The following is a 26,850-nucleotide window of genomic DNA, read 5'->3' on the forward strand; positions in this document are numbered from 1 at the left end:
GATGCGCCGACGCGCGTCAGCCGAGGGCTAACGCGTCCAAAACCTGTTGCCCGCGCACCGATCCGTCCCCTGGCCAGACGGTCCAGTCTGCCCGCTGGTCGATCGCCTCGGCCAAGCGCCGCTTGTAGATGTGGCGCGGGAGTTCCTCCGCGCCGAACTGCATCAAGTGATCGGTCACGAACTGCGTGTCGGCGAGGCGGTAGCCGCCCGCGCGCAGACGGGCCACGAGATGCACCAGGGCGACCTTCGAGGCGTCGCGGACGGTGTGGAACATGCTCTCCCCGAAGAAGGCGGCTCCGAGGGAGACGCCGTAGAGGCCGCCGACCCGCTGGCCGTCGAGGAACACCTCCACCGTGTGGGCATGCCCGGCCTCGAAAAGGGCACCGTAGAGCTCGCGGATCCGGCCATTGATCCAGGTTCGCTGGGCATCACCTCGCGGCGCGGCGCAGCCGGCGATGACCGCATCGAAATCCTGATCGGTTCGGACCTCGAACACGTCCGACCGCACGGTTCGCGCGAGACGCTTGGCGACATGGAAGGCGTCGAGGGGCAGGACGCCGCGCGCCCGTGGTTCAACCCAGTAGATGGCCGGATCGTCGGCATCCTCCGCCATGGGAAAGATGCCGGCCGCATACGCCTTCAACAGGATCTCGGGCGTGATCTCGACGCGGTCGCCATCATACATGAGCGGAGTTTGAAGCGGTGCCACGTGGAAGGCCAGAGGGAGGCGCGCCGCACGGGGTGCCCGATTCACGAAAAAGGGCGGAACCTCCCGGTTCCGCCCTCGCATGCCAGACGGCGGGGATGCTCAGAAGTTCGGGCCGCCCGAGGTGGTGCCAAGATTCGGCACGATCCGATTCGGCTGTTCGGCGTTCCCGCCCTTCGCGGAATCCTCGAAGATCGCCTCGCGGTTGGTGGTGTAGGGCGTCTCGACCACCGAACCGGTCACGTCCATGTCGACGCGGCCATCGGCGTTGCGGTAGGCGCCATAGGCCGACGGATTGTCGATCGGGCCACGGGTGGTGTTGCCGGCCTGCGGAACGGCCCGCTCGGGCTGGCCGACATTGCCGGACGGAGACTGCGCCAGGGCGGCAGAGGCGATCAGGGAGGCGGCGACGAAGGTCAGGCTGAAGGTGCGCATCGGAATCTTTCAGGAAGTCGGTCGTTAGGAATTCGGTCTCCGGCGGAGCAGGTCGCTTCGGGGCTCGAAAGGCCCGCTCCGGCTCCGCCTGACTGATCTGGGGGAGGAAGTCGTGACGGATCAAAGCGTTCCGGCACTTCCTTCGCTGGCAATCGGTCGCAGGCGACGGGCCTGGAAAGTGTTGAGATCATTCCCAGGGAACGAGCGAACGTCGTCGCAACGGCTCAGATTGGGCCCATCCGCGAACGGAGCTCAGCGTGAAAGAGATGATCCGGATCAGCTTGAATCTCGTTCACGCGCAATTTGGTTGTGCGTGAACGCACATGGGTGGTCGATGACTCGCCAGGGGACCGGACCGGCACGAAAAAGCCGGCCCGTTTCGGGGCCGGCTCGGGATCGAACAATCAGGGCAGACCCGCCGCGACGGGTTGTCCAATCAGCGGGCGGGGCCGCCGGACGTCGTACCTGTGTTCGGCACGCCGCGGTTGGTGTCGTTGGCATTGCCGCCCTTGGCCGAATCGACCGCGCCCGCGCCGGCGCTCATGCCGCGTTCGCCGGCCGGGGCCGTCGCTGCGCCCGGGACCGGCGCCATGTCGCGGGTCGAGGGGTTGTCGATCGGTCCGCGGGTGGTTCCACCCGCCTGCGGTACCGCCCGCTCGGGCTGGCCGACGTTGCCGGAGGGCGATTGGGCGAGGGCGGGACCGGCGAGAAGGAGGCCGGCGAGAAGCGGGATGGTCAGGCGCACGCGGTGGGTATTCCTTGCAGGGCGGCCCGGCGGCAAATCCCGCGATCGAGCCTGGGCAGATGCTGGAAAACGAATCTGCGCCGGCGCTGTTCCCCCCCGGCTTACGGCGCCGACGGTTCGTCGAGGCCGCCATCGGCCAGGAACCCCTCGAGCCAATGGATGTCGTACTCTCCGTTCTGGACATCCGCATTGCGCACCAGGGTCCGGAACAGCGGCAGGGTGGTGTCGACACCGTCGACCACGAACTCGTCGAGGGCGCGGCGCAGGCGCATGAGGCACTCGTTGCGCGTGCGTCCGTGCACGATCAGCTTGCCGATCAGCGAGTCGTAGTTCGGCGGAATGCGATAGCCCTGGAACACGGCCGAATCCACGCGCACGCCGAGGCCGCCGGGCGGATGGAAGTAGGTGATGAGGCCCGGCGAGGGACGGAAGGTCGCCGGATGCTCGGCATTGATGCGGCACTCGATGGCGTGCCCCTCGACCTTGATCTCGTCCTGCGTCATCGACAGAGGCAGACCGGCGGCGACGCGGATCTGCTCGTTCACCAAGTCGATGCCGGTGATCATCTCGGTGACGGGATGCTCGACCTGAATGCGGGTGTTCATCTCGATGAAGTAGAACTTTCCGTCCTCGTAGAGGAACTCCACCGTCCCGGCGCCGAGATATTGCAGGTCCTGCATCGCGCGGGCGCAGATGCCGCCGATCTCGGCGCGCATGTCGGCGTTGAGGGCCGGCGAGCCGCCTTCCTCCCAGACCTTCTGGTGCCGGCGCTGCAGGGAGCAGTCACGCTCGGCAAGGTGAACCGCGTTGCCGCGCCCGTCGCCAAGCACCTGCACCTCGATGTGACGCGGCTTCTCCAGGTACTTCTCCAGGTAGACCGCATCGTCGCCGAAGGCCGCCTTGGCCTCGGTGCGGGCCATGCCGAGAGCCTGCTCCAAGTCGGCCTCGGACCGGGCGACCTTCATACCGCGGCCGCCGCCGCCGGAAGCCGCCTTGACCAGGACCGGATAGCCGATCTCGGCGGCGATCCGCTTGGCTTCCTCGGGATCCTCCACGCCGCCCTCGGAGCCGGGCACGCAAGGGATTCCCAGGCGCTTGGCGGTCCGCTTGGCCTCGATCTTGTCCCCCATGATGCGGATGTGCTCCGCCTTGGGACCGATGAAGCCGATGTTGTGGTGGGCCAGCACCTCGGCGAAGCGCGCATTCTCGGAGAGGAAGCCGTAGCCCGGGTGGACGGCGTCGGCCCCGGTGATCTCGCAAGCCGCGATGATCGAGGGAATGTTTAGATAGCTGTCGCGGGCCGCTGGCGGCCCGATGCAGACGCTCTCGTCGGCGAGGCGCACATGCATCGCATCCGCGTCGGCGGTGGAGTGGACCGCCACGGTGGCGATCCCGAGTTCCTTGGCCGCACGCAGGATGCGCAGGGCGATCTCGCCCCGGTTGGCAATCAGGATCTTATCGAACATGGGTGCGGCCCTGCTCACTCGATGACGAGGAGGGGTTCGCCGAACTCGACGGGCTGGCCGTCCTCGACGAAGACGGCGGTGACGGTGCCGGCGCGGGGCGCAACGATCTCGTTGAAGGTCTTCATCGCCTCGATGAGCAGGAGCTTGTCGCCCGCCTCGACCTTCGAGCCGACATCGACGAACAGCTTCGCCTCGGGCGAGGGCCGGCGATAGGCGGTACCCACCATGGGGGAGGGGACCGAGCCGGGATGGCCGGCACCGGCCTTGCGGTCGAGGCCGCCCCCGGGACCGGGGACCGGAAGCGGCGCGGCGACGGCGGCCATCGCGGGCACCGGGGCCGGCGCGGGAGCCGCGACCTGCACCTGAACCGCCTCGATGCGGCGGGCGACGCGGATGCGCAGATCCCCCTTCTCGACCTCGATCTCGCTGAGATCGGTCTCGTTGATGAGCTTGGCGAGCTCGCGGACGAGCTCCGGATCGAAGGGGTCGTTCTTGGACATCGGCTCCTTGGGCATCGGCTCGGTCGTCTTCAGGTCAGGCGGAGGGTGCGGCTAGGGTCGCTGGCGGATGCCATGGCCGGGCGGAACATGCCCGGCAGCGACGACTCGGGTCTGGACGTCGAGGGCTCAGCAGCTGGCGTGGCCGCACTGGCGCACATCGCTGATGGTCTTGCGGATCGGCTCGAGGCCGACCGCGCCGGGAATGATCTCGTCGCCGATGACGAAGGCGGGCGTGCCCGACAGGCCGAGCTTGTCGCCGAGGCCGACATTCTCGGACAGGGCGGCCTTCACCTCGGGGCCCTGCGCGTCCTTCATCAGGCGGGTGACGTCGAGGCCCATCTCCTTCGCCACGGCCACGGCGCGCTCGCCGTTCACCCGGCCCTTCGATTCCAGGAGCTTGGTATGGAATTCGAATATCTTGTCGCCCTTGAGCTGCTGCTTGGCCGCGAGCGCGATCTTGCTGGCCTCCAGGGATTCGGCGCCGAGCACGGGGAAGTCCTTCAGGACGACGCGCAGCTTCGGGTCCCCCTTGATCAGGGCCTGGATGTCCGAGAGCGCCTTGCGGCAATACCCGCAATTGTAGTCGAAGAACTCGACCAGCGTGACGTCACCCGTGGGATTGCCCGCCACGACGCCGTGGGGCGAGTTGACCAAAGCCTCGCGGGATTCCTTCAGGGCCGCCGACTGGGCCAGCTTCTGGGTCTCCTGCTGCCGGCGCTCGCCCTCGGCGATCGCCTCCTGCAGAACCTCGGGATTCTTGACGAGGTAATCCTTGATGATCCCCTCGATCGCCTGGCGCTGCGCATCCGTGAAGGCGGCGGCCGGGGCGGGCTGGCTCGGGGTGGTCTGAGCCACCGCGGCGCCGAGGGTGCCGGCCAAAATCGTGGCGGAGAGCAGGGAGCGGAAGAGGGGCATACGTCCTCGCGGGGCGGGACCGGTCAGACGTAGGCCGGCCATCGGGGGTCGTGTCGTCGATGCGACATGCGGTTAGCGGCCGGGTTAGGCGTTTTCGCGGCGGGCGGTCAATCACCGAATGGCAGGTTTGGCCCTCGCGCGGCGCAGCCGCTATGACGGAGCCGATGAGCCAGCCCCTGATCCTCTCTTCGAACCTGCCCTCCGAACGCGCGGCCCGCGTCGCCCCGTTCCTCGCCATGGACGTGATGTCGGCCGCCGCCGCCCGCGAGGCGCGCGGGGAGGCCGTCGTGCACATGGAGGTTGGGCAGCCCTCGGCACCGGCCCCGCGCGCGGTGATCGCGGCTGCACAGGCGGCTCTCGCGACCGGCGCACTGCCCTACACCCAGGCGCTCGGCCTCCCGGCCCTGCGCGAGCGCATCGCACGCCACTACGCCGAAACCTATGGGGTCGCGGTCCCACCGAGCCGGATCGTCGTGACGACCGGCTCTTCGGCCGGTTTCGTGCTCGCCTTCCTCGGCCTGTTCGATGCCGGCGCCCGCATCGCGGTTCCGCAACCGGGCTACCCGGCCTATCGCAGCCTCCTCAACGCCCTCGACCTCGTCCCGGCCCCCCTGGTGCTGCAGGAAGCGGACCGTTTCGCCCCCACCGGCGCCGCCCTCAAGGCGCTACACGAACGAGAGCCCCTGTCCGGCATCCTCGTGATGAGCCCGGCCAACCCCTCCGGCACCGTGATCGAGCCGGCGCGCCTCGCCGACCTCTGTGCCACGGCCCGGGCGCTGGGGCTGCGCTTCATCTCCGACGAGATCTATCACGGGCTCGCCTACGGCGTGCCGACCGAGACGGCCCTGCGCTACGACGACGAAGCGATCGTCATCAACTCGTTCTCGAAGACCTGGTGCATGACGGGCTGGCGCATAGGCTGGATGGTGGTGCCGGACTGGCTCGCCCGGCCCGTCGAGCGGCTGGCGCAGAACCTCTACATCTCGGCGCCCTATCTCTCACAGGTCGCGGCGCTGGCGGCCTTCGACGCCGTGGGCGAAGTCGAGGCGGTGCGCGCGGGCTACGCCGTCAACCGCGCCCTTCTCCTCGACGCCTTCCCGGGCCTTGGCCTGGGGCGCACGCACCCGGCCGACGGGGCCTTCTACCTCTACGCCGACGTCTCGAACCTCACCGACGATTCGGTGGCATTCTGCCGGCGGATGCTGGACGAAGCCGGGGTCGCCGCGACTCCGGGACTCGATTTCGACGGCCAGGATGGCGGCCACCACGTCCGCTTCTCGTTCGCGGGCTCGCACGCCGATTGCGTCGATGCGGTGCTGCGCCTCAAGGCTTGGCTTCGCTGAAACGCAGAACGGGGCGGGCTCGACGCCCACCCCGCTCGTTCTGGCTAATAACGGACGATCACTCGCCGGTCAGGGCCGCCTTGGTCCGGGACCACCAGCCGGCCCGCTTCGGACGATCCGGATCGGACGGGGGCGTGAGCACCACCGCCACCGGCTCGGGCGCCGGCTTGGACGCAAGCACCGGCTCCGTCGTCTGGGGCGCTTCGGCCTCCGGCTCGACCGCCACTGGCGCTTCCAGGGTGACCGGCGCGGCCGTCTCGGAGGCCGCGGGTGCCACCGCCTCGGACACCGCCGCGGCGCTCACCGGCTCCTCGCCGCCCAGGAAAGCGGACGGCGCGTCGGTTGCACCTTCGTCGCCCTCCACCGAAGCGACCGGCCGATCGCCGAAGGCCTGCTCGTCACCGGTCCGGTGAGCGGAGTCCTGAGTTTCGGACTCGTCGCGCCCGGCTTCCTGGCCGACGGCTTCGCCATCGCGCCCGCGACCGTCACGGTCACGCCCGCGGCCGCCGCGGCGACCCCGGCGGCGACGGCGGCCGCTGCCATCATCCTCGCCGGACGCAGGCGTCTCGGCCGACGCGACCGTCTCGTCGGCCTCGGCCTGCGCGGCGATGTCCTCGGACTCCTCGCCCTCGCCATCCTCGTCGCCCTCGGAGGCCGACTCGCCACCGATCTGCTCGCCCGCTTCGGTGCGACCGCCCCGCCGACGGCGACGGCGGCGACGTCCACCGCGGCCCTCGCCACCGTCGGCGGCCTTCTCACGGGTCTCTTCGGCCGGGGCGCCGGCCTCGGTCTCCTCGGTCTCGGCCTCGGCGACCTCCTCCTCGATCTCCGGATCGAAATCCTCCTCGGGCTCGAGGGCGGAGCTGATCGCCACGGCACGCACACCGGTCACCGGCCCCTCGGCACGGACCGCTGGCTCGCCACGTTCGAGCTGGAAGGCCGAGGTGGCAGCGAGGCGCTCATCGGCCGCGATGGTGAGGGAGACGCCGAAACGGACCTCCAGCTCGCGCAGGTGCGCCCGCTTCTGGTTCAGGATGTAGAGCGCCACCTCGGTGCGGGTGCGCAGGACGAGGTTGTGCGTCGTGCTCTTGAGGAGCGATTCCTCGATCGCCCGCAGGATCTGCAGCGCCACCGACGAGGTCGCCCGGACGTAGCCCGAGCCGCCGCAATGGGTGCAGGGCAGGGACGAGCTCTCCAGCATCCCGGTGCGGATGCGCTGGCGGCTCATCTCCAGGAGGCCGAAGGGCGAGATCCGGCCGACCTGGATGCGGGCGCGATCGTTCTTCAGGCACTCGTTGAGCTTCTTCTCCACAGCGCGGTTGTTGCGCTTCTCCTCCATGTCGATGAAGTCGATCACGACGAGGCCGGCGAGATCGCGCAGGCGCAGCTGGCGGGCGACCTCCTCGGCCGCCTCCAGGTTGGTGCGCAGGGCGGTGTCCTCGATGTCGTGCTCGCGGGTGGAGCGACCCGAGTTCACGTCGATGGAGACGAGGGCTTCCGTCGGGTTGATGACGAGGTAGCCGCCCGACTTCAGGGTGACGTGGGTGGAGAACATCGCGTCGAGCTGCTGCTCGACCCCGTAGCGCGCGAAGATCGGCGTCGCGTCCCGGTAGGGCTGCACGACCTTCGACTGGCCGGGCATCAGCATCCGCATGAAGTCGCGCGCCTCCCGATAGGCTTCATCGCCCGCCACCAGGATGTCGTCGATGTCCTTGTTATAGAGGTCGCGAATGGCGCGCTTGATGAGCGAGCCTTCCTCGTAGACCAGCGCCGGAGCGGAGGACGACAGCGTCAGCTCGCGGACGCTCTCCCACAGGCGCATCAGGTACTCGAAGTCGCGCTTGATCTCGGGCTTGGTGCGCGAGGCGCCGGCCGTGCGCAGGATGACGCCCATCCCTTCCGGCACCTCCAGGTCCTGGGCGACTTCCTTGAGGCGCTTGCGGTCGGCGGCCGAGGTGATCTTGCGGGAGATGCCACCGCCACGTCCGGTATTCGGCATGAGCACCGAGTAGCGCCCGGCCAGGGACAGGTAGGTGGTCAGCGCCGCGCCCTTGGTGCCGCGCTCTTCCTTGACGACCTGCACCAGGATGATCTGGCGGCGCTTGATGACCTCCTGGATCTTGTAGTGGCGACGATAGGTGCGCGGGCGCTCTGGGATCTCGGCCAGGGCATCGCCGCCGACCTGAGCGATCTTCTGCGGACGCTCGCCGTCCTCGCCCTCGCTCTCCTCGTCGTCCTCGTCGTCGTCCTCATCGGAATCATCGTCGTCATCCTCGGACTCGTCGTCCGAATCGTCGTCCTCCGAATCCTCGTCGCTCTCGTCCGCATCGTCCTCGTCGGGCTCCTCCTCGGACGTGGTCCCGGCGGCGGGCGCCGCGATGTCTGAGTCGGCCTCGCCCATGGGTGCGGCTTCGAGCGCCAACTCGGCCGCCGGCTCGACCGGCGCCTCGGCGGTGGCACCAGCAGACCCTGCGTCGTCGGAGAACGGGACGTCCGACGCCGCCGGCTCGTCGCCCTCGGAGCTCTCGCCGCTGGCGAGGGCCGCTTGCGGCAAGTCGGCGGATTCATCGCTGCCGGGCAGGATCGGCGGCGGCGCGTCGCCGAGGCCGCCCTCGAGCAGCGCGTCGGCGACGCCGATCGCCGGATCGCTGGCCGAAGTCTCGTCGAAGGAGGTCTCGTCGAAGGAGATCGGGTTGCCGTTGGCCTCGCCGGCAATCGGTGCGCCGACGTCCTCCGACGTCACCGTCTCGGAGGTGCGCGCCTTCTTGGCGGAGGTGCCGTCGCGACGGCCGCGCGAGCGGCGGCGGGGCTTGCGCTCCTCGCGCTCCCGGTGCTCCTCGGCTTCGCGGGCCTCGTCCTCGAGCAGGGCCTGCCGGTCCGCGAGGGGGATCTGGTAGTAGTCCGGGTGGATCTCGCTGAAAGCGAGGAAGCCGTGGCGGTTGCCGCCGTACTCGATGAAGGCGGCCTGGAGCGAGGGCTCCACGCGCGTCACCTTGGCGAGGTAAATATTGCCGCGAAGCTGGCGCCTGTTGGCGGCCTCGAAGTCGAATTCCTCGACCCTAGACCCGTGAACCGTGACGACCCGGGTCTCCTCCGGGTGCATCGCGTCGATGAGCATCTTGTTGTTGTTGGCCATGACGAACTTTCGACATGGCGGTCGACGTCGTTCTCCTCGAACCGCGCGGTCCCGATGAGGCGCCGACCGGTCCGGGCGCGACGGCCCGGCGGATCGGTGCCCGTGACGACCCGGGGAAGGGGGTCGCGGAAGCTGTGGGGAAGGGATTGCCGCCAACCGCCGCTGGGCGCCGGATCTCGGCGCGCGTGGGGTTGATCCTGGCCAGGGGCGACGAGAAGGCGGCGCCACGCGAAACGCGCAGGCGTTGAACACGAGCAACGGCAACCGATGCTGTGTGTCCGCTCATTCTCTCCCTGACCTCGCGAAGACTGTATGGGCCCATCCGAAGACAGGCCGGCATGTGCAGAACGGTGCGGCGGCCGAAAAGGCCACCGAATGAACCGACTCCCACCCGGCCTTGCTGTGCCGCCATGTCTGACGCGGGGAACCGACTGCGAAGGCGATTCGACGCAATGCCGAACCGCGCCCGCGGGCCGCGGAGCAAACCGCACGGCACCGGGAAGGGGACCGTATCATTACAGAGCGTCGCGACGTTTTGGCAAGGTCCTTAATCTTTGATCTGCCGCTCTGACCTGACATCGCCGTGCCGAACCTCGGCAGGGGGATCGCCGCGGCCCGCGTCGTGGCGGGGGCTGTCGCCTCCGGGACACAAGGGGCGCCGAAGTGGAACGCGGCCCTTGAGGAACGGTTAACCATCCCATCGGTATCCCGTAGTGGCTGGCTTACGCCATAGCCCGCTCGCGAGCCCGCTCCTCCGGGGCGGGCCCGTCCTCACGGGGATGATTGCCGGAACGATGCCGAGACGCGCCCGCCTTCTCCGCTCCGTCCTCCTCGCCCTGGCCTGCGCCGGAGCGAGCCCGTTCGCCGGGACCGGTGCACGGGCACAGGACACCGACAAGGCTCATGGGACCGCCTCGCCGGCGGCCGTCGCCATCGCGGCGGACCTCGCCACGAGCAACGGTACCACGAAGCTGACCCTGACCCTTTCGAAGGCCATCGAGGCGAAGGCCTTCGTGATGGAGCGTCCGGATCGGGCGGTGATCGATCTGGCGGAAGTGAACTTCCAGCTCGGGCCGGAAACCGGCCGGAAGCGCGACGGGGTGGTGGCCTCCTTCCGCTACGGGCTCTTCGCGCCGGGACGGTCGCGCATCGTCGTCGACCTCGCCCAACCGGCGACGGTGGGGCGGATCGAGACCGTCACGCGCCCGCGCGACGGCGCCGTGCTGCTCAGCATCGAGTTCCAGCGCAGCGATCGCGAGGGCTTCCGACGCGCTTCGGTGGCGAGCGATCCGGCACCGGCCCAGCGCAAGGTCGCGACCATCCCGGAATCGACGGACGCCCGCCCTCTGATCATGGTCGATGCCGGCCACGGCGGGACCGATCCCGGCGCCATCGCGGCCACCGGCGCCTTCGAAAAGGACATCGTGTTCGGCTTCGCCCAGGCCCTGGTGTCCCAGCTCGAAGCCGGCGGCCGGTACCGGGTGCGGATGACGCGGGACCGCGACGTCTTCGTGCCCCTCTCCGAGCGCGTCCGCCTCGCTCGCGACGCGAAGGCCGACCTCTTCGTCTCGATCCATGCGGATTCGATCTCGTCGGCCCCGCAGGTGCGCGGCGCCACCATCTACACCGGCTCCGAGAAGGCCACCGACGCCGAATCGGCCAAGCTCGCCGAGCGCGAGAACCGCGCCGACGCGGCCGCCGGCACCGAATCGAACGAGGGTCCCGGCCATGTCGCCGACATCCTCCAGGAACTGACCCTGCGCGAGACCCGCACCTTCTCGTCGGGGTTCGCCAAGAGGCTGATGACCCATCTCGGGCCGGTCATGGAGATGAGCGCCAAGCCGCACCGCGAGGCCGGCTTCCAGGTTCTGCGCTCGCCCGACGTCCCCTCGGTGCTGGTGGAACTCGGCTACCTGTCCAGCAAGCACGACCTCGACCTGCTGCAGTCGGAGGGTTGGCGCGCCGAGGTGACCGGCGGCATGGCCAAGGCGATCGATGCGTTCTTCGGCAGCCGGACGTCGCTGACCCGTCCGCAGCCGCCCCGTCGCTCGGCCGCAATCGCCCCAGTTTCACCATAGAATGCGTGTGAAACCGGGGCTCACAGCGCTCCGGTCACACCGATGCCGATGGTCTCGGTCGGATTGATCGCGGCGCGCTTGAGCGAACGCCGCCGACAGCGTGGGCTCGACCGCATTTCACGCGGCGGGACTCTTGCATTTCGGAATGGGACACGGTCCGAGGAGCTACGCGCCATCGTGGCGGGTGCTCTCGCGGCCGGCCGGCGGCGATGGATCATCGACGGACGGGACCCGGATGCGCTTCATCCTTCGTTTCTTCGGCTTCCTGTTCAGCGTCGGCGCGATGGTCTTCGTGATCGCCGCCGCGGCGGCCGCGTTCTTCTACTGGAAATTCAGCCAGGACCTGCCGGATCACGCCGCGCTCGCCAATTACGAGCCGCCGGTGATGAGCCGCGTCCATGCGGCGGACGGCTCGCTGCTGGCCGAGTACGCCAGTGAGCGGCGGCTCTACCTCCCGATTCAGGCGATGCCCAAGATCGTCGTCGCGGCCTTCCTCTCGGCCGAGGACAAGAACTTCTACAAGCATGGCGGCGTCGACCCCGAGGGTCTCGTGCGCGCCGCGCTGACGAACTTCAAGAGCGGCAAGAAGCAGGGCGCCTCGACGATCACCCAGCAGGTCGCCAAGAACTTCCTCCTGTCCCCGGAGCAGACCTTCGAGCGCAAGGCCAAGGAAGCGCTGATCGCCTTCCGGATCGAGGCCGCCTACTCGAAGGACAAGATCCTCGAGCTCTACCTGAACGAGATCTTCCTCGGCACGATCGTGCCCGGGCGCAACCTGCATGGCGTCGCGGCAGCGGCACTCGATTACTTCGGCAAGTCGGTTCACGAACTGACGATCAACGAAGCGGCCTACCTCGCCGCCCTGCCGAAGGGGCCGAACAACTACCACCCCTACCGCCAGACCCAGAAGGCGCTCGATCGGCGCAACGAGATCATCGGCCTGATGGCCCAGAACGGGTACATCACCAAGGAAGAGGCCGAGGCGGCCCGCAAGATGCCCCTCGGCGTCAATCCGCGCGTCGCCTTCGCCAACGCCGCCAACGCCAACTACTTCACCGAAGAGGTCCGGCGCGAGATCGCCGAGCGCTACGGCGAGAAGAAGCTCTACGAGGGCGGCCTCTCCGTGCGCGCCACCCTGGACCCGAAGATGCAGTCCTGGGCCCGCAAGGCCCTGGTGGACGGTCTTGTTCGCTACGACCAGTCGCACGGCTGGCGCGGCGCGCAGGCCAAGGTCGACCTCGTCGGCCGCGACTGGGGCCTCGCCGTGGCCGAAGTGCCCGGTCTCGGCGACGTCGCGCCGTGGCGCCTCGCCGTGGTCCTGAACACCACCGGCGGCTCCGCCCAGATCGGCCTGCAGCCGCGCCGCGAAGCCTCCGGCCAGGTTTCGAAGGAGCGCGAGACCGGCACGATCACCGCCGAGGGCACCCGCTGGACCGGGCGGTCGCCCGCCGCGGCGCTGAACGCCGGCGACGTCGTCTACGTCGAGGCGACGGATACGAGCCGCAACCAGTACCGCCTGCGCCAGCGGCCCGAGGTCTCGGGCGCCATCGTGGCGATGGACCCCTATACCGGTCGCGTGCACGCAATGGTCGGCGGCTTCTCCTACGACGAGAGCCAGTTCAACCGCGCCACCCAGGCGATGCGCCAGCCCGGCTCCTCCTTCAAGCCGATCGTCTACTCGGCGGCCCTAGACAACGGCTACACGCCGTCCTCCATCGTGCAGGATTCGCCGATCACCATCGAGGCGGGCCCCGGCCAGGAGGCCTGGACGCCCTCGAACTACGACGGCAAGTCCGGCGGTCCGCACACCCTGCGCTACGGCATCGAGCATTCGAAGAACCTGATGACGGTGCGGCTCGCCAAGGACGTCGGCATGCCGCTGATCGCGGAATATGCCCGCCGCTTCGGCGTCTACGACGACATGCTGCCGGTGCTGCCGATGTCGCTCGGCGCCGGCGAGACTACGGTGATGCGCATGGTCACCGCCTATTCGATGCTGGCCAATGGCGGCCGGCGCATCCGCCCGACCCTGATCGACCGCATCCAGGATCGCGTCGGCGAGACCATCTACAAGCACGACAACCGCAAGTGCCTCGGCTGCGACGCGGACAAGTGGTCGGGCCAGGACGAGCCCAAGCTCGTGGACGATTCCGAGCAGGTCCTCGACCCGCTGACCGCCTACCAGATGGTCTCGATCATGGAAGGCGTGGTCCAGCGCGGCACCGCCACAATCCTGAAGCAGGTCGGCAAGCCCCTCGCCGGCAAGACCGGGACGACGAACGACGCCAAGGACGCCTGGTTCGTCGGCTTCTCGCCGGACCTCGCGGTGGGCGTCTATATCGGCTTCGACAAGCCGCGCTCCCTGGGGGACCGGGCCACCGGCGGCGGTCTCGCAGCCCCCATCGCCCTGGACTTCCTGAAGCAGGCCCTCAAGGACAAGCCGCCGACGCCGTTCCGCGTGCCCCCGGGCATCAAGCTGATCCGCGTCTCGGCCGCCTCCGGCATGCGCGCCGGCTCGGGCGAGGGTGGTGGTACCATCCTCGAGGCCTTCAAGCCCGGCACCGCCCCGCCCGACGCCTACGTCGCCGCCCCGGCACAATCCTCCAGCGCCCCGGCCGCGGTTCCGCCGGACGCAGATCGCGCCGCCCAGGCCGGCGGGCTCTACTAGGCCCGCACACCCATCGCGGACCGCCATCGATCGACATCGCGCCCCGGAGACATCTCCGGGGCGTTCGTCGTTTCAGCCTGTCCTACGCGCCAAGGCGAGATCCGCGAGCTTCTCGATGTTGAAGCCGGTCTGGGGCAGCTCGATCATGAAGCGCTCGGCGATCTCCGACACCACGAAATCCGGCTTCACCCGGGCGACGTAGCCCCAGTCGATGCTCGTCGACCACAGGACGTGAACCTCACGGAAGGTGTCGGCGAGGAGCGGCGTCAGGCTCACCGTATGGGGGGTCGACGTATGGTGGCCGTAGGAATCGGCGAACAGGACCAGCCGGCGCGGGTCGGCCTCGCGCGAGTCGTTCCGGTAGACCACGTGGGCGCCGATATGCGCCGCCTGACCCCGGCCCTCCGCCTCGAAGGCCTTGACGAGCCTGTTGGCGTGGATGCGCCGCGCCGAGGTCTCGAACAGGCAGGACTCCACCGTCTCCCTGCGGATCGGATCGAACTTCAGGCCGAGATCGCCGGCATAGGGTGCGGGTGAGCCGATGCGGCGCCGGAGGATATCCTGGCGCGGAGCAAGACCGAGATGGCGGCAGATCTCGCCATAGGCGAGGAGATATCCGGCGAAGGTCCAGTGGCTGTCCGTCCGGCAATAGAGCGGCGCCTCGGCGGCACGCGCGCGAAACGGCCGTACGAGATCGATCCAGTGGCGCCGGGCCGGCGAGAGGCGGAGCCAGCGCTCCAGGCGCAGGACCGGCGCGCGCTCGGGGTCGAAGGCGAGCGCATCGGACGCCTGCGGATAGACCGTAAGCTTCTCCGGCGCCACCACGTGGGCGTAGCGGGTGCCGAGGCCCGCGCAACGCCGCACCCGCGCTTCCAGGATGCGGCGCCAGCGCCAGAGGATGGCGCGTGGAATCCCCGGATCGCGATACTGCCTCAGCACGGAATTGGTGCCGCCGATCAGGAACAGCCAGCCATCCGGGCCGACATGCACGTCCGGGTGATGGTCCGGCGCCGGAACACCGGGGGCGCGCGCGATGGTGAAACCCTCATTCATGGCGCGCTTCTAGCGGGCGGCCGCGAAAGGCGCACCCTCCCCCGGCGGCCCGCTCCCGCCCGATCAGAAACCGGCGCGGATGCCGCCGAAGATGCTGCGGCCGACGCCCGGGTAAAAGGCCACCGGGCCGCCCGCGACGGTCCGGGCATCGGTGACGACGGAGATGTCCGACACGTAGCGGGCATCGGTCAGGTTTCGGGCATCGACGAAGACCGAGACGCCGTTCTGGAAGTCGTACCCGGCCTGGACGTTGAGGAGGGCGTAGCCCGGCACCCTCAGGCTGTTGGCATGGTCGGCGAAGGCACCCTGGGGCACCCAGTCGACGGAGGGACTGACGTGGAAACCCTCGCGGTTGCGATAGGTCAGGACCGTGCGCAGCACATCGCGCGGGATGCCGGCGATCTGGTTGTCGCCGAAGACCGGGTCGGCGAGGAAGTGGAAGTCGTTGTGGGTCCAGATCTGCGAAACCACGACCGCGTCGCCGGTGCCGATCAGGTCGCGGGCAAGATCGAGGGCGATTGCGGCCTCGACGCCCTGGTGGCGGGTCCGGGGCGCGTTGAAGGTCGCGGCCGGAATGTTGAGGACCGGGTTGATCGAGAAGTTGATGAGCTCGTCGCGGATCTCCGAGCGATAGAGGGTGACGTCCCAGGACAGTCGATCGATCCGCCCGCGCGTGCCGGCCTCGTAGGTCACGGCGCGCTGCGCCCGCAGCGGCACGAATGTAGTGTTCAGCGTATTCTGCTGCACGAGGTCGGAGAAATCCGGCACGTCACGCGACCCTGTGATGTCGCCGAAGACCTGCAGGTCGGGCAGCGGCTGCCAGAGGAGGCCGACCTTGGGATTGATACCCGCATAGGTCTCGTTGGCCGAGGCGGGGAACGCGTTGGCGCCGGAGAAGCCGCCCTTGTTGCTGTAGGTCCGGTTGGAGGAAAACGCCTTGGCGCCGGCCATCAGGGCCACGTCCGGCAGGAACCAGAAGCGGTTCTCGCCATAGGCTTCGTAGTTCGAGGCGCTCTGCACCGCGCGCAGCGTCTGCGCGCCGCGCTGGCCGGCGACGTTGACGAACTGGAGGGCCGAATTCTGGCCCGCGAAGGCGCGCAGGCCGAGGATCAGGTCGTTGCGATAGCCGGCGACCTCGAAGGTCCCGGCCCAGTTTGGGGCGATCCCGTAGGTCCAGCCGTCCTGATCGATAACCTGGAAAATCGGGTGGTAGAGCGACTTGTGAATCGCCCAGGTGTCGATGTCGAGCTTGCCGACATCGAGCAGAAACGAGGTGCGGTTGGCGATCCGCTCGGTCTCGACCTTGCGCGACTGGTTGCCGGCGATCGCCGACGGATTGGCGAGCGTCGGATTGTTCAGGGCATTGAAGAGGCTCAGCGTGCCGGGGAGCTTCTGGTCGGTCAGGTAGACTCCGGCATAGAAGCGCGTCTCGACGCCCGGCGCGAGCTGGTAGCCGAGATTGGCGTTGAAGTTCTGCGTCCGCTGGGTCTCGTGGTCCCGGTAGCCGTCGGAATTGGTGATCGTGCCGTTGACGAGAAAATCGACCGGGCCGGAGATGCGCGAGACCTGAACGTTCTCCCGGATCGTGTTGAAGGCGCCGCCGTCGATGCGCAGGATGTTGGGCGCGAAGGCCGTCTGGGCGGTGGGAGTGACGGCGTTGATGGCCCCGCCGAGGGTCGTCGCTCCGAAGGTGAGGGCGTTGCCACCCTTGTAGACCTCGATCGAGCGCAGCCCCAGGGGATCGACCTGGTAGAAGTCGCCGCTGCCGTCGGCGAGGTTCAGCGGAATGCCGTCCTGCAGCAGTTCGAGCCCGCGCAGGTGGAAGCCACGCGAGATGCCCGAGCCGCGCACCGACAGGCGGAGTTCCTGGCCGTAGCGTTCCTGCACGTAGACACCGGGCACGTCCTTCAGCGTGTCGCGCAGGGTATTGGCGTAGCGGTCCTGGAAGTCCTTGGCGTCGACGAAGGCGACGGAACCGACGGTGGCGTTCACCGCAGCGCGCTGGGCCGCGACGCTCGGCACCGTTAGGGAGCCGGCCGCGGCGCCCTCGATGCTGAGCTCGGACAACGTCGCGGCAGCCGTTTCCTCGGCGCAGGACGGCGTCGCGGCGATGACGAGGGTCAGGAGCGAGGCGCCGCTCAGGAGGGCGAGGGCAGCGGCCTTGGGGCAGGGGGAGCGAAGGGCGAGCTCATTTCGGGGAGGGGAGACATTCCGAGGCGCGGACATGGGACGGGCTCCGGACCATGGGCCCGCGCTTCGCGACGGCGCGAAGGGGCCGGCATGATCCCGGTGGGAGAGGGGCGGGGTGGCGGACGCCGCGCGGGGATGCGCGCGGCGGAGCGATGGGTCGGGCCAGTTGGAAGACAAACACCGCCAGGCGTCGAGCCGGCCGGTCACGGTAGGATCCGGCCGGCCTTCGGTCCCCGGGATCCGGGGACGCGCGGCGTCAGTGCTCGTGGTGGCCCGGTGCCGTCGCGGCGGCGGCTGGCGCACCCGGCTTCATCGCGCCGATGGGCGCAACGCTGAAGGTGACGGGCACGGTGCCGGCGCGCTCGAAGCGCAGCGTGCCCTCGACCGTCTCGCCGGCCTTTGGTCCACTCGCGAGATCCTCGAACATGAGGTGCAGCCCGCCGGGCTTCAGCTCCACCGTCTCGCCCGGCTTGATCACCAGGCCACCCTCGACCGGGGCCATCTTCATCACGCCGCCCTCCATGATCATGGAGTGGATCGACGTGCGTCCCGCCAGGGGGATCGAAGCACCGACGAGGCGGTCGGCCTGGCTGCCGGTGTTGGTGACGCGGACGTAGCCGCCCGCCACCTTGGCGCCACCGGGCGTCGCGCGCATCCAGGGGGTCTCGATGCTCAGGTCGCCGGCCTTGACGCTCGACGCCGCGGCGCGGGCCGGGCCGGAGGCGGCGGCCACGATGCGGACGCCGGGGGCGGGGGATTTCAGGGCATGGGCCTCCTGCCCCGCGGCCGGGATCTCGCCCCAGCGGTACTGCCCCGCGGCGCAATCCTGCTCGACGGGGAAGTAGACCGTGCTGCCGGGCGTGAAGGCGTCGCTGACCCGCGCCAGGAAGGTGAATTCGTCGACCTGATCGTCGGGCAGGCTGCCCCCGGTCCAGGTGATGGTCCTCACCCCCTCGCGAATGTCCCCGTGATAGTACGGATAGGCGCGGGCATAGGCGCCCTTCTCGGTCGTCACGGTCCAGCCGGGCTTCGGCATCGGTTTGGCACCGATCACGCCCTCGGGGATGGTGACGCTGACGCGGTTGGTCGGCTGGCCGTCGCAGCCATGGGTGATCTGCACGACGCCGCGGTAGGCGGCATTCGGGCTCGCCTCCTTGCGCTCCAGGGTGGCGTGGGCGAGGGCGGCGGTAGCGGACAGGGAGAGGAGGAGGCCTGCGAAGAGCTCGGCCCGGGGGATGCGGTTCATCGGATGGTCCGTGTCTGATGGGATCGGGAATCGGCGATCGGATCAGACGGCGGGCGGACCTCTGGGATGGGGGATCGTGCCCGGCGGTCCACGAGCGGAGACGGACGCCTCGCGTCGCCAGGTCACCCGGCTCGTCGCGGGCGCCGGCCAGACGATGGTGCGAGCCGACACCTCCGGCATCGCCGCGTGCAGCATCGGCCCGGCCACGGTGCAACAGGGCTGATGATGGGCGTGGGTCGAATCGGGTTCAGCGGGGCCGGCCTCGTCGATCTGCCCGAGGCAGAGGATGCCGTGCGCGGAGGAGTCCGGCAGGGGCACGAGACCGCTGAGGACGGCATGGAGAACGAACGCGTAGAGGGCGACCACCGCAGTGATCGCGCGCAGCGGGGCCCACCTTCCGTGGCCAGCCTGGTTCGCCGGAAGCGTCATCGTCCTTCGACTTACGCCATCGGTCCTCGTTTCGCCATGCCGATCGCACGGTGGGACACCGTGCTGTGGCACACGGGCCGCAGTCGAGAGAACGTGTCCGGGGATCGCGGGGATAAGCCGCGCCGTGCCACAATGTGGCCGGGTCCCCATGAGTTCTTAACCGTACCCCGACACGGTCGTGACAGGGGGTGTTGCGAGACCTCGGCGCGCGCTGCCGGGACCGACGACACCGCATGTCGCTTCGTAAATCAGATCAGAGTTCACGTCCGATGCTGAAACAGGCTTTCCACACCCGCGCGCTCGGCTTCGCGCTGCTCGCATCGGCGGCCGTCATCGGCCAGTCGGCGACGGCGCGTGAGGCCGGCGGCTTCGCCCAGGCCGAATGGGCGCAGGACTATGCCTCGCCCGCCGCCATGCAGGTGCAGCGCTCCTCGACGCCGATCCTGTCTCCGCAGACCGTGGCGGCCACGGAGCAGATGATCGAGCGCTACCGGGATATCGTCAATCGCGGCGGATGGAAGCCGGTCTCCGGCGCCGATCGCCTGCGCGTCGGCGCCAAGGGGCCGGCCGTGGCCGCCCTGCGCCAGCGCCTGATCGTCACGGGCGACCTCGACCCGGCCTCCGGCGGCTCGGGCGTATACGATTCCTACGTCGCGGCCGGCGTGAAGCGTTTCCAGGCGCGGCATGGCCTGAGCCAGACCGGCGCCATGAGCCAGACCACCCAGGCGGCCATGAACGTGCCGGCCGATGTCCGCCTGCACCAGCTCGAAATCAACGTGGTGCGCCTGCGCTCCTATGCCGGCAACCTCGGCAATCGGTTCGTCATCACCAACATCCCCGCCGCCCTGGTGCAGACGGTGGAGAACGGCCAGGTCGTGACCCTTCACGCCGCCGGCGTCGGCAAGATCGACCGCCAGTCGCCGATCATGAACACCAAGGCGACGCAGATCAATTTCAACCCCTTCTGGACGGTCCCGGCTTCCATCGTGAAGAAGGACCTGATCCCCAAGATGCAGAAGGATCCGACCTACCTCACCGAGAACAAGATCCGTATCTTCGCCGGCGAAAACGAAATCTCCCCGGCTTCGGTGAACTGGAACTCGGACGAAGGCACCCGCTACCGCTACCGCCAGGATTCGGGGGCCGACTTCAACTCGATGGGCATCGTGCGCATCAACATTCCGAACCCCTACGGCGTGTTCATGCACGACACGAACTCGAAGGGCGTCTACGGCGACGATTTCCGCTTCATCTCCTCGGGCTGCGTCCGCGTGCAGAACGTGCGCGAGTACATCACCTGGCTTCTCAAGGACACGCCCGGCTGGGGCCGCGAGCAGGTCGAGCAGGCCATCGAGAGCGGCAAGCGGGTCGACGCCACGCTGTCGACCCCGGTTCCGGTCTACTGGACCTACATCACGGCCTGGTCGACCCCGGACGGCCTCGTCCAGTTCCGCGACGACATCTACAAGCGCGACGGCGTGAACGTGCCCTCGACCCTCTCGGCCCCGACCCCCGTCGCCAGCGCCGAGCCGGTTCAGAGCTTCGAGCCGGGCGACGAGGAGAACTGAGCCCGCTCACGGGCGATCAAACCGCACGATTGTCGTGGCCCGCGCCCCAAAGCGCGGGCCTTTTGCATGGTGGATGCGACGCCACGACACGGGTTGTTGCCGTCTGGACTCTGAGCGACGCGCTCTGTGCTGAATTTTTTTGATCCCACGCAAAAAAATGCCTGTGCTTGGCCTTGGAACCGGTCGCGTGTAGTAATCCAGCCTTCGAACGCCCGCCCGCCCAACGCCAGCGGATTACGGGTGCGTCCGCCCGTTCAACAATCGAGGCTTTCCATGAGCGCCGGTACTGCTGCCGACAAGCACTTCTCCAACACCTTCTTCGCTGCTCCCCTCGCGGACGCGGATCCGGAGATCGCGCAGGCGGTGGCCCAGGAACTCGGCCGCCAGCAGCACGAGATCGAGCTGATCGCCTCCGAGAACATCGTCTCGCGCGCGGTTCTCGAAGCGCAGGGCTCGGTGCTGACGAACAAGTACGCCGAGGGCTATCCGGGCCGCCGCTATTATGGCGGCTGCCAGTTCGTCGACATCGCCGAGAACCTGGCCATTGATCGCGCCAAGCGTCTGTTCAACTGCGGCTTCGCCAACGTGCAGCCGAACTCCGGCAGCCAGGCGAACCAGGGCGTGTTCCTGGCCCTGATGCAGCCGGGCGACACCTTCCTCGGCCTCGACCTCGCGGCCGGCGGCCACCTCACCCACGGCGCCCCCCCGAACGTCTCGGGCAAGTGGTTCAAGCCCGTCTCCTACACCGTGCGCCGCGACGACCAGCGCATCGACATGGAGCAGGTCGAGGCCCTCGCCCACGAGCACAAGCCCAAGGTGATCATCGCCGGCGGCTCGGGCTATCCGCGCCACTGGGACTTCGCCAAGTTCCGTGAGATCGCCGATGCCGTGGGCGCCTATTTCTTCGTGGACGCAGCGCACTTCGCGGGCCTGATCGCGGCCGGCGTGCATCCGTCGCCGTTCCCGCACGCCCACGTCGTCACCACGACGACCCACAAGACCCTGCGCGGCCCGCGCGGCGGCATGATCCTGACGAACGACGAGGCGCTGGCCAAGAAGTTCAATTCGGCGATCTTCCCCGGCATCCAGGGCGGCCCGCTCATGCACGTCATCGCCGGCAAGGCCGTGGCCTTCGGCGAGGCCCTGAAGCCCGAGTTCAAGATCTACGCCAAGCAGGTGATCGAGAACGCCAAGGCGCTGGCCGACACCCTGATGTCGAGCGGCTACAACATCACCTCGGGCGGCACCGACAACCACCTCATGCTGGTCGACCTCACCAGCAAGGGCCTCACCGGCAAGGCGGCGGAAGCGGCCCTCAGCCGCGCCGACATCACCTGCAACAAGAACGGCGTGCCGTTCGACACGCAGAAGCCCACCATCACCTCGGGCATCCGCCTTGGCACCCCGGCCGGCACCTCGCGCGGCTTCGGCGTCGCCGAGTTCAAGCAGATCGGCGGACTCATCGTCGAAGTCCTCGATGGCCTGGTGGCCAAGGGTGACGAGGGCGATGCCGCGGTCGAGGCGAGCGTGAAGCAGCGGGTGCACGCCCTCACCGACCGCTTCCCGATCTACGGCTGAGGCGCAACGCCCCGCCAGCGGGCGCTTGAACCGGCGCCCCTCACCATGCCATGCAACGGCCGCGGACCCTCGAGTCCGCGGCCGTTGTCGTTTCCGGCGCGCCTTCCCCTCAGCGCTCCTCCCTCCCAGGTGTCCGTCCGATGCGGTGTCCCTATTGCGGCGGTCCCGACACCCAGGTGAAGGATTCGCGCCCAAGCGACGACGCAGCGGCGATCCGCCGGCGCCGGGTCTGCCCGGATTGCGGCGGTCGCTTCACCACCTTCGAACGGGTGCAGTTGCGCGAACTCACCGTGCTCAAGCGCTCGGGCAAGCGCGTGCCCTTCGACCGCGACAAGCTCCAGCGCTCGATCGGGGTCGCCCTGCGCAAGCGCCCGGTGGACCCCGAGCGCATCGAACGCCTCGTCAGCGGCATCACGCGTCAGCTCGAGAGCAGCGGCGAGGCCGAGATCGGCAGCGAGGCCATCGGCGAACTCGTGATGGAGGGCCTGAAGGGGCTCGACGACGTCGCCTACGTGCGCTTCGCCTCGGTCTACAAGAATTTCCGCGAGGCCAGCGACTTCAAGGCGTTGCTCGGGACCCTCTCCGATCCGGCTGCCCTCCCGGCCGATACGGGCTCGGAGGAGCCGCGCGGGGCGGGCGGAACCGCGACCGGGGACCGGCTTCCGGATCTCTCCGCGACGGTCACGCCCCTCCGGCCGAAGCGCCAGCCGAAGTCCCGGGCTTGAGGAGCGCCGGAATGGAGACCGCCGGAACGGAGACCGCGGGCCCGGGCGAGACCGACCGCCGCTACATGCGTCTCGCCCTCGCCCTCGGGCATCGCAACCTCGGACGCACCTGGCCGAACCCCTCCGTCGGCGCGGTGGTGGTGGCGGGTCCGCCCGGTGCGGAGCGGATCGTCGGCCAGGGCGTGACCGCCCCCGGCGGCCGCCCGCACGCGGAGCCGATCGCTCTCGCCATGGCGGGGGAGGCGGCCCGCGGCGCCACGCTCTACGTCAGCCTGGAGCCGTGCTCCCATCACGGACGGACCCCACCCTGCACCGACGCCATCGTCGCAGCCGGCATCGCCCGCGTCGTCACGGCCCTGGAGGACCCCGATCCGCGGGTCGCCGGGCGCGGCCATAATCTCCTCGCCGCCGCCGGGATCGCGGTGACCACGGGCCTCCTGGCGGAGGAGGCCGCCCGCGATCATCGCGGCCACGTCACCCGCGTGACGCGGGGGCGGCCGAGCCTGCACCTCAAGCTCGCCCAGACCCAGGATGGTTTCGCCGGTGCGCCCGCCGAGCGCCTGCGGATCACCGGCCCCATCGCCGACGGAGCGGTCCATCTCTGGCGAGCGCACGCGGATGCGATCCTCGTCGGCATCGGCACCGCGCGCGCCGACGATCCGTCCCTCACGGTCCGGCTGCCGGGGCTGTCCGACCGTTCGCCCCTGCGCGTCGTGCTCGATTCGAACCTCCGCCTGCTGCCCTCCACCACCCTGGTGCGGAGCGCCCGCGACGTTCCGACCCTAATCCTCAGCACCCGCCGGGCTCCGGTGCACGCCAAGCGCATGCTGGCCTCCTTCGGTGTGGAGGTGATCGGCGTCGATGCCGACGGCGCGGGACGGGTCGACCTGCACGCCGCCTTGCGGGCCCTGGCCGAGCGGGGCGTGACGCGCCTCTGCTGCGAAGGCGGCCCGCACCTCGCCGATGCCCTGGCGGGCGCCGACCTCGTCGACGTCTTCACGCTCATCACCGGCCCAGGACGACTCGGCGACACCGGCGGCCTGCCGGCCATCGGCCATGTGCTTCGGAAGCGGCTCGACGAACACCACCTCCGGGTCGTCGAAACCCGGATTCTCGGTCCCGACCGGGCCGTCACCTACGAGCGGAGCGCCTGAGATGTTCACCGGTCTCGTCACGGATGTCGGAGAGGTCGTGTCGGTCGCCGGCGACGACCGCCTGCGCCGCATTCGCATCCGCTCGCACTACGATCCCGCCACCATCGCGCTGGGTGCCTCCATCGCCTGCTCGGGCCCTTGCCTCACGGCGGTCGCGATCGAGCCGGCCGAGGACGGCTGCATCTTCGCCGTCGATGCCGCGGCCGAGACGCTGGCCCGCACCCATGTGAGCACGTGGCGCGAGGGCCGGCGCCTGAATCTCGAGCGCTCCCTGAAGATCGGCGACGAGCTCGGCGGCCATCTCGTCACCGGCCATGTGGACGGCCTGGCCGAACTCGTGGCCCGAGACCCCGTCACGGGCGGCGCGGGGGATCCGCAATGGGCCCCCTCGGATCGCTTCACCCTGCGCGCCCCGGCCCAGCTCGCACGCTTCATCGCCGAGAAGGGCTCCGTCTGCCTCGACGGCACCTCGCTGACCGTGAACACGGTGGACGGCGACCTGTTCTCGGTGCTGCTCATCCCGCACACCCTGGCGGTGACCACCTGGGGCGAGCGGCGGGCCGGGGATCGGCTCAACCTCGAGGTCGACCTCATCGCCCGCTACGCCGCCCGCCTGTCCGAGAGCCGCGCCGCCGCAGGGACCTGAGCGCGCGGACCAGCACCCGCCGTCCCGGATTGGCGGGGCTCGCGCTTGTCGCCACGGCGCCTAGGGTCTATCGCTCGCGCCTGCGGGCGCAGGACAGGTCCGGCCGGTCGAGTCTTGCGCACCGACGGATCCCCGAGGGTCGCGGCAAGCGCGCCCGGTCCCGGCTGCTGTGCCGTCCGCCGACCGTGTCCCGTGAAAGCCTCTCGATGGTATCGCTCGCCTACGCTTCCCGCACCGCTCCCGCCAACGTCAAGGGCGCGCGCGTCCTCGTGGTCGAAGCCCGCTACTACGAGGATCTCGCCGACGAGCTCCTGGCCGGCGCGGAAGGCGCTCTTGCCGCGGCCGAAGCGGTGGCCACGGTGGTGACCGTGCCCGGCGCCCTGGAGATCCCGGCCGCCATCGCGATCCTGGTCGAGGCCGCGGCCCGTGCCGGCCAGCCCTACGATGCCGTGGTGGCGCTCGGTTGCGTCATCCGCGGCGAGACCGGGCATTACGACATCGTCGCGGGCGAGAGCGCGCGGGCCCTGATGGACCTCTCCGTCACCCTGCGCCTGCCGCTGGGTAACGGCATCCTCACGGTGGAGACGGAAGCCCAGGCCCAGGCCCGTGCCCGGGTCGCCGAACTGAACAAGGGCGGCGGTGCCGCCGAGGCCGCGCTCGCGGTGCTGTCGCTGAAGCGCGACGCATCGGCGGCGTCGGTCGGAGAGGATTGAGGATCATGGCCAACGACTCCGGGATGAAGACCGCCGAACGCAGCGGCGCACGCCTGTCCGTCGTGCAGGCGCTCTACGACATGGAAATCTCGGGCAAGGGCGTGATCGAGGCGCTCACCGAGTTCGAGACCTTCTGGATCGGCCGCGAGGTCGACGGCATCGAGCATCCGGCCGCGGAGATCGCCTTCTTCCGCGACCTCCTGCGCGGCGTCGTCGAAGAGCAGCGGGCCATCGATCCGATCCTCGACGGGGCACTGGCCTCAGGCTGGCCCCTCAAGCGCATCGAGGCGGTCCTGCGCGCCATCCTGCGGGCGGGCGCCTACGAGCTCATGTCCCGCCGCGACGTACCGGCGCGGGTCGTCATCTCCGAATACGTCGATGTCGCCCACAGCTTCTTCGGCGGCGACGAGCCCGGCATGGTCAACGGCGTCCTCGACAAGGTGGCCCGGGACGTGCGCGGCAACGAATTCGCCGGCCTGCCGGCCTCCGGCCGGGCCTGACCCCGATGGCCCGGCCCGACGAGGACGGGCTGATCGCGCGCTACTTCGCGCCCCTGGCGGGACCCGGAGCGGATGGCCTGCGCGACGACGCCGCCACCCTGTCGCCCAGTCCCGGCTGCGACCTCGTTCTCACGACCGACGCCATCGTGGCCGGGGTGCATTATTTTCCCGATGATCCACCGGGTTCGATCGCCCGCAAGGCCCTCGGCGTGAACGTCTCGGACCTCGCCGCCAAGGGCGCCCGCCCGCGCGGAATCCTGCTGACGCTCGCGCTGCCCGATGACTGGACCGAGGACTGGCTCGCTGGCTTCGCGGCCGGCCTCGCCGATGGTCTCTCGGAGTTCGGCCTCGACCTCCTCGGCGGCGATACCGTGCGGGCGGCCGGCCCGGCGCTGATCGGCGTGACCGCGATCGGCGAAGTCCCGGCGGGGGGGATCGTCCGGCGTGGGACCGCGCAGGTCGGCGACCGGATCTGCGTCAGCGGCACGATCGGGGATGCGGCCCTGGGCTTGCTCCTGCGCCGCCCCAACGGGCCGGGCTGGGCGGGCGCGCTGGACGCGGCGGATCACGACGCCCTCATCGATCGCTACTGGCATCCCCGCCCGCGCATCGGCCTCGCTCCGGTCCTGCGCCGCTATGCCCGGGCCGCGATGGACGTCTCGGATGGCCTCGCCGGGGATCTGGCCAAGATGCTGAAGGGGGAGGGGCGCTCCGCGGCGATCGATCTCGCCCGGCTCCCGCTCTCGCCCGCCGCCGCGAGAGCCCTGGCCCAGGAGCCGGCCCTCCTGACCCCGATCGCGACGGGCGGCGACGATTACGAGATCCTCTGCGCCGTGGCCCCCGCGAACCTGAACGCCTGCCTGGCGGCGGCGGGCGCCACCGGCACGCCCCTGACCTGCATCGGCACGGTCACGGCCGGTTCCGCGTCGCCTTCCTTCCGGGAGGCCGACGGCACGCCGCGGGTGCTGGGGACAGGGTCCTTCAGCCACTTCTGAGACGCCGGCCGCTTCGCACGGCGCCGTCCGCGAACGCTGAGATCAGGCTCGCGCCCGCGCG

At 69.6% G+C, this 26,850-nt stretch carries 22 protein-coding genes; 11 read left to right on the forward strand and 11 right to left on the reverse strand.

The window, feature by feature from the left end; all coding sequences use genetic code 11:
• Positions 1–16: 16 nt before the first annotated feature.
• The 6 genes from aat to ASF20_RS12065 form a co-directional block, all read right to left on the reverse strand.
• Entirely contained in the window at positions 17–685 is a 669-nt protein-coding gene (gene aat / locus ASF20_RS12040; RefSeq protein WP_056213937.1) for a leucyl/phenylalanyl-tRNA--protein transferase, read from the reverse strand.
• A 123-nt stretch (positions 686–808) separates the two neighbouring features.
• Positions 809–1,141: a hypothetical protein gene (locus ASF20_RS12045; RefSeq protein WP_200927224.1), complete on the reverse strand. Its 333-nt coding sequence runs from the start codon at positions 1,139–1,141 to the stop codon at positions 809–811.
• A gap of 436 nt (positions 1,142–1,577) precedes the next feature.
• Entirely contained in the window at positions 1,578–1,886 is a 309-nt protein-coding gene (locus ASF20_RS12050; protein ID WP_056213929.1) for a hypothetical protein, read from the reverse strand.
• Positions 1,887–1,987: 101 nt separating this feature from the next.
• Positions 1,988–3,352 carry an acetyl-CoA carboxylase biotin carboxylase subunit gene (gene accC, locus ASF20_RS12055; RefSeq protein WP_056213926.1) on the reverse strand — a complete coding sequence of 455 codons (1,365 nt, stop codon included), beginning with the start codon at positions 3,350–3,352 and terminating at the stop codon, positions 1,988–1,990.
• A 14-nt stretch (positions 3,353–3,366) separates the two neighbouring features.
• Complete coding sequence (accB, locus tag ASF20_RS12060) at positions 3,367–3,852, reverse strand: acetyl-CoA carboxylase biotin carboxyl carrier protein (protein ID WP_056214026.1); 486 nt, start codon at positions 3,850–3,852, stop codon at positions 3,367–3,369.
• 126 nt (positions 3,853–3,978) lie between these two features.
• Positions 3,979–4,767, reverse strand: coding sequence for a DsbA family protein (locus tag ASF20_RS12065; RefSeq protein WP_056274531.1), 789 nt, complete (start codon positions 4,765–4,767; stop codon positions 3,979–3,981).
• A gap of 164 nt (positions 4,768–4,931) precedes the next feature.
• Here ASF20_RS12065 and ASF20_RS12070 point away from each other — a divergent pair, with 164 nt between their 5' ends.
• Complete coding sequence (locus ASF20_RS12070) at positions 4,932–6,110, forward strand: aminotransferase class I/II-fold pyridoxal phosphate-dependent enzyme (protein ID WP_056274676.1); 1,179 nt, start codon at positions 4,932–4,934, stop codon at positions 6,108–6,110.
• A 58-nt stretch (positions 6,111–6,168) separates the two neighbouring features.
• Here the strand turns inward: ASF20_RS12070 and ASF20_RS12075 are convergent, their stop codons facing one another.
• Complete coding sequence (locus ASF20_RS12075) at positions 6,169–9,246, reverse strand: ribonuclease E/G (protein WP_056274533.1); 3,078 nt, start codon at positions 9,244–9,246, stop codon at positions 6,169–6,171.
• 794 nt (positions 9,247–10,040) lie between these two features.
• Here ASF20_RS12075 and ASF20_RS12085 point away from each other — a divergent pair.
• Both ASF20_RS12085 and ASF20_RS12090 read left to right on the forward strand, forming a co-directional pair.
• Positions 10,041–11,324 carry an N-acetylmuramoyl-L-alanine amidase gene (locus tag ASF20_RS12085; protein ID WP_056274677.1) on the forward strand — a complete coding sequence of 428 codons (1,284 nt, stop codon included), beginning with the start codon at positions 10,041–10,043 and terminating at the stop codon, positions 11,322–11,324.
• 235 nt (positions 11,325–11,559) lie between these two features.
• Positions 11,560–13,992, forward strand: a complete 2,433-nt coding sequence (locus ASF20_RS12090) for a penicillin-binding protein 1A (RefSeq protein WP_056213908.1) — start codon at positions 11,560–11,562, stop codon at positions 13,990–13,992.
• Positions 13,993–14,064: 72 nt separating this feature from the next.
• On the opposite strand, the gene ASF20_RS12095 is transcribed toward ASF20_RS12090, so the two are convergent.
• From ASF20_RS12095 to ASF20_RS12110, 4 genes are all read right to left on the reverse strand, one after another.
• On the reverse strand, positions 14,065–15,045 hold the full coding sequence (locus ASF20_RS12095; protein WP_082501305.1) for a hypothetical protein: 981 nt from the start codon (positions 15,043–15,045) through the stop codon (positions 14,065–14,067).
• A 63-nt stretch (positions 15,046–15,108) separates the two neighbouring features.
• Positions 15,109–17,271, reverse strand: coding sequence for a TonB-dependent receptor (locus ASF20_RS12100; protein ID WP_082501306.1), 2,163 nt, complete (start codon positions 17,269–17,271; stop codon positions 15,109–15,111).
• 220 nt (positions 17,272–17,491) lie between these two features.
• The gene (locus tag ASF20_RS12105; protein WP_056274534.1) at positions 17,492–18,481 is read right to left on the reverse strand and encodes a DUF1775 domain-containing protein; all 990 of its coding nucleotides are present in this window, start codon (positions 18,479–18,481) and stop codon (positions 17,492–17,494) included.
• 42 nt (positions 18,482–18,523) lie between these two features.
• On the reverse strand, positions 18,524–18,847 hold the full coding sequence (locus ASF20_RS12110) for a hypothetical protein (RefSeq protein ID WP_244476409.1): 324 nt from the start codon (positions 18,845–18,847) through the stop codon (positions 18,524–18,526).
• Between the two features lie 332 nt (positions 18,848–19,179).
• Between ASF20_RS12110 and ASF20_RS12115 the strand changes: the two genes are divergently transcribed.
• The 8 genes from ASF20_RS12115 to thiL all read left to right on the forward strand — a co-directional run bounded on the left by ASF20_RS12115 (position 19,180) and on the right by thiL (position 26,789).
• Positions 19,180–20,478: a L,D-transpeptidase family protein gene (locus ASF20_RS12115; RefSeq protein ID WP_056274537.1), complete on the forward strand. Its 1,299-nt coding sequence runs from the start codon at positions 19,180–19,182 to the stop codon at positions 20,476–20,478.
• 273 nt (positions 20,479–20,751) lie between these two features.
• On the forward strand, positions 20,752–22,056 hold the full coding sequence (glyA, locus tag ASF20_RS12120; protein ID WP_056274539.1) for a serine hydroxymethyltransferase: 1,305 nt from the start codon (positions 20,752–20,754) through the stop codon (positions 22,054–22,056).
• Between the two features lie 140 nt (positions 22,057–22,196).
• Positions 22,197–22,781, forward strand: a complete 585-nt coding sequence (gene nrdR, locus ASF20_RS12125) for a transcriptional regulator NrdR (RefSeq protein WP_244476410.1) — start codon at positions 22,197–22,199, stop codon at positions 22,779–22,781.
• 11 nt (positions 22,782–22,792) lie between these two features.
• A complete protein-coding gene (gene ribD, locus ASF20_RS12130; protein ID WP_056274541.1) occupies positions 22,793–23,935 on the forward strand; it encodes a bifunctional diaminohydroxyphosphoribosylaminopyrimidine deaminase/5-amino-6-(5-phosphoribosylamino)uracil reductase RibD in 1,143 nt (380 codons plus the stop codon).
• Between the two features lies 1 nt (position 23,936).
• The gene (locus tag ASF20_RS12135; RefSeq protein WP_056213892.1) at positions 23,937–24,581 is read left to right on the forward strand and encodes a riboflavin synthase; all 645 of its coding nucleotides are present in this window, start codon (positions 23,937–23,939) and stop codon (positions 24,579–24,581) included.
• A gap of 206 nt (positions 24,582–24,787) precedes the next feature.
• Positions 24,788–25,294 carry a 6,7-dimethyl-8-ribityllumazine synthase gene (ribH, locus tag ASF20_RS12140; protein ID WP_056213889.1) on the forward strand — a complete coding sequence of 169 codons (507 nt, stop codon included), beginning with the start codon at positions 24,788–24,790 and terminating at the stop codon, positions 25,292–25,294.
• Between the two features lie 23 nt (positions 25,295–25,317).
• Positions 25,318–25,794 (forward strand): transcription antitermination factor NusB, encoded by a 477-nt coding sequence (gene nusB / locus ASF20_RS12145; RefSeq protein WP_056214016.1) that lies wholly within the window; start codon positions 25,318–25,320, stop codon positions 25,792–25,794.
• 5 nt (positions 25,795–25,799) lie between these two features.
• On the forward strand, positions 25,800–26,789 hold the full coding sequence (gene thiL / locus ASF20_RS12150; RefSeq protein WP_056274542.1) for a thiamine-phosphate kinase: 990 nt from the start codon (positions 25,800–25,802) through the stop codon (positions 26,787–26,789).
• Positions 26,790–26,850 lie beyond the last annotated feature (61 nt).

The organism is Methylobacterium sp. Leaf88, from assembly GCF_001422795.1.
Classification (GTDB): Bacteria; Pseudomonadota; Alphaproteobacteria; order Rhizobiales; family Beijerinckiaceae; genus Methylobacterium.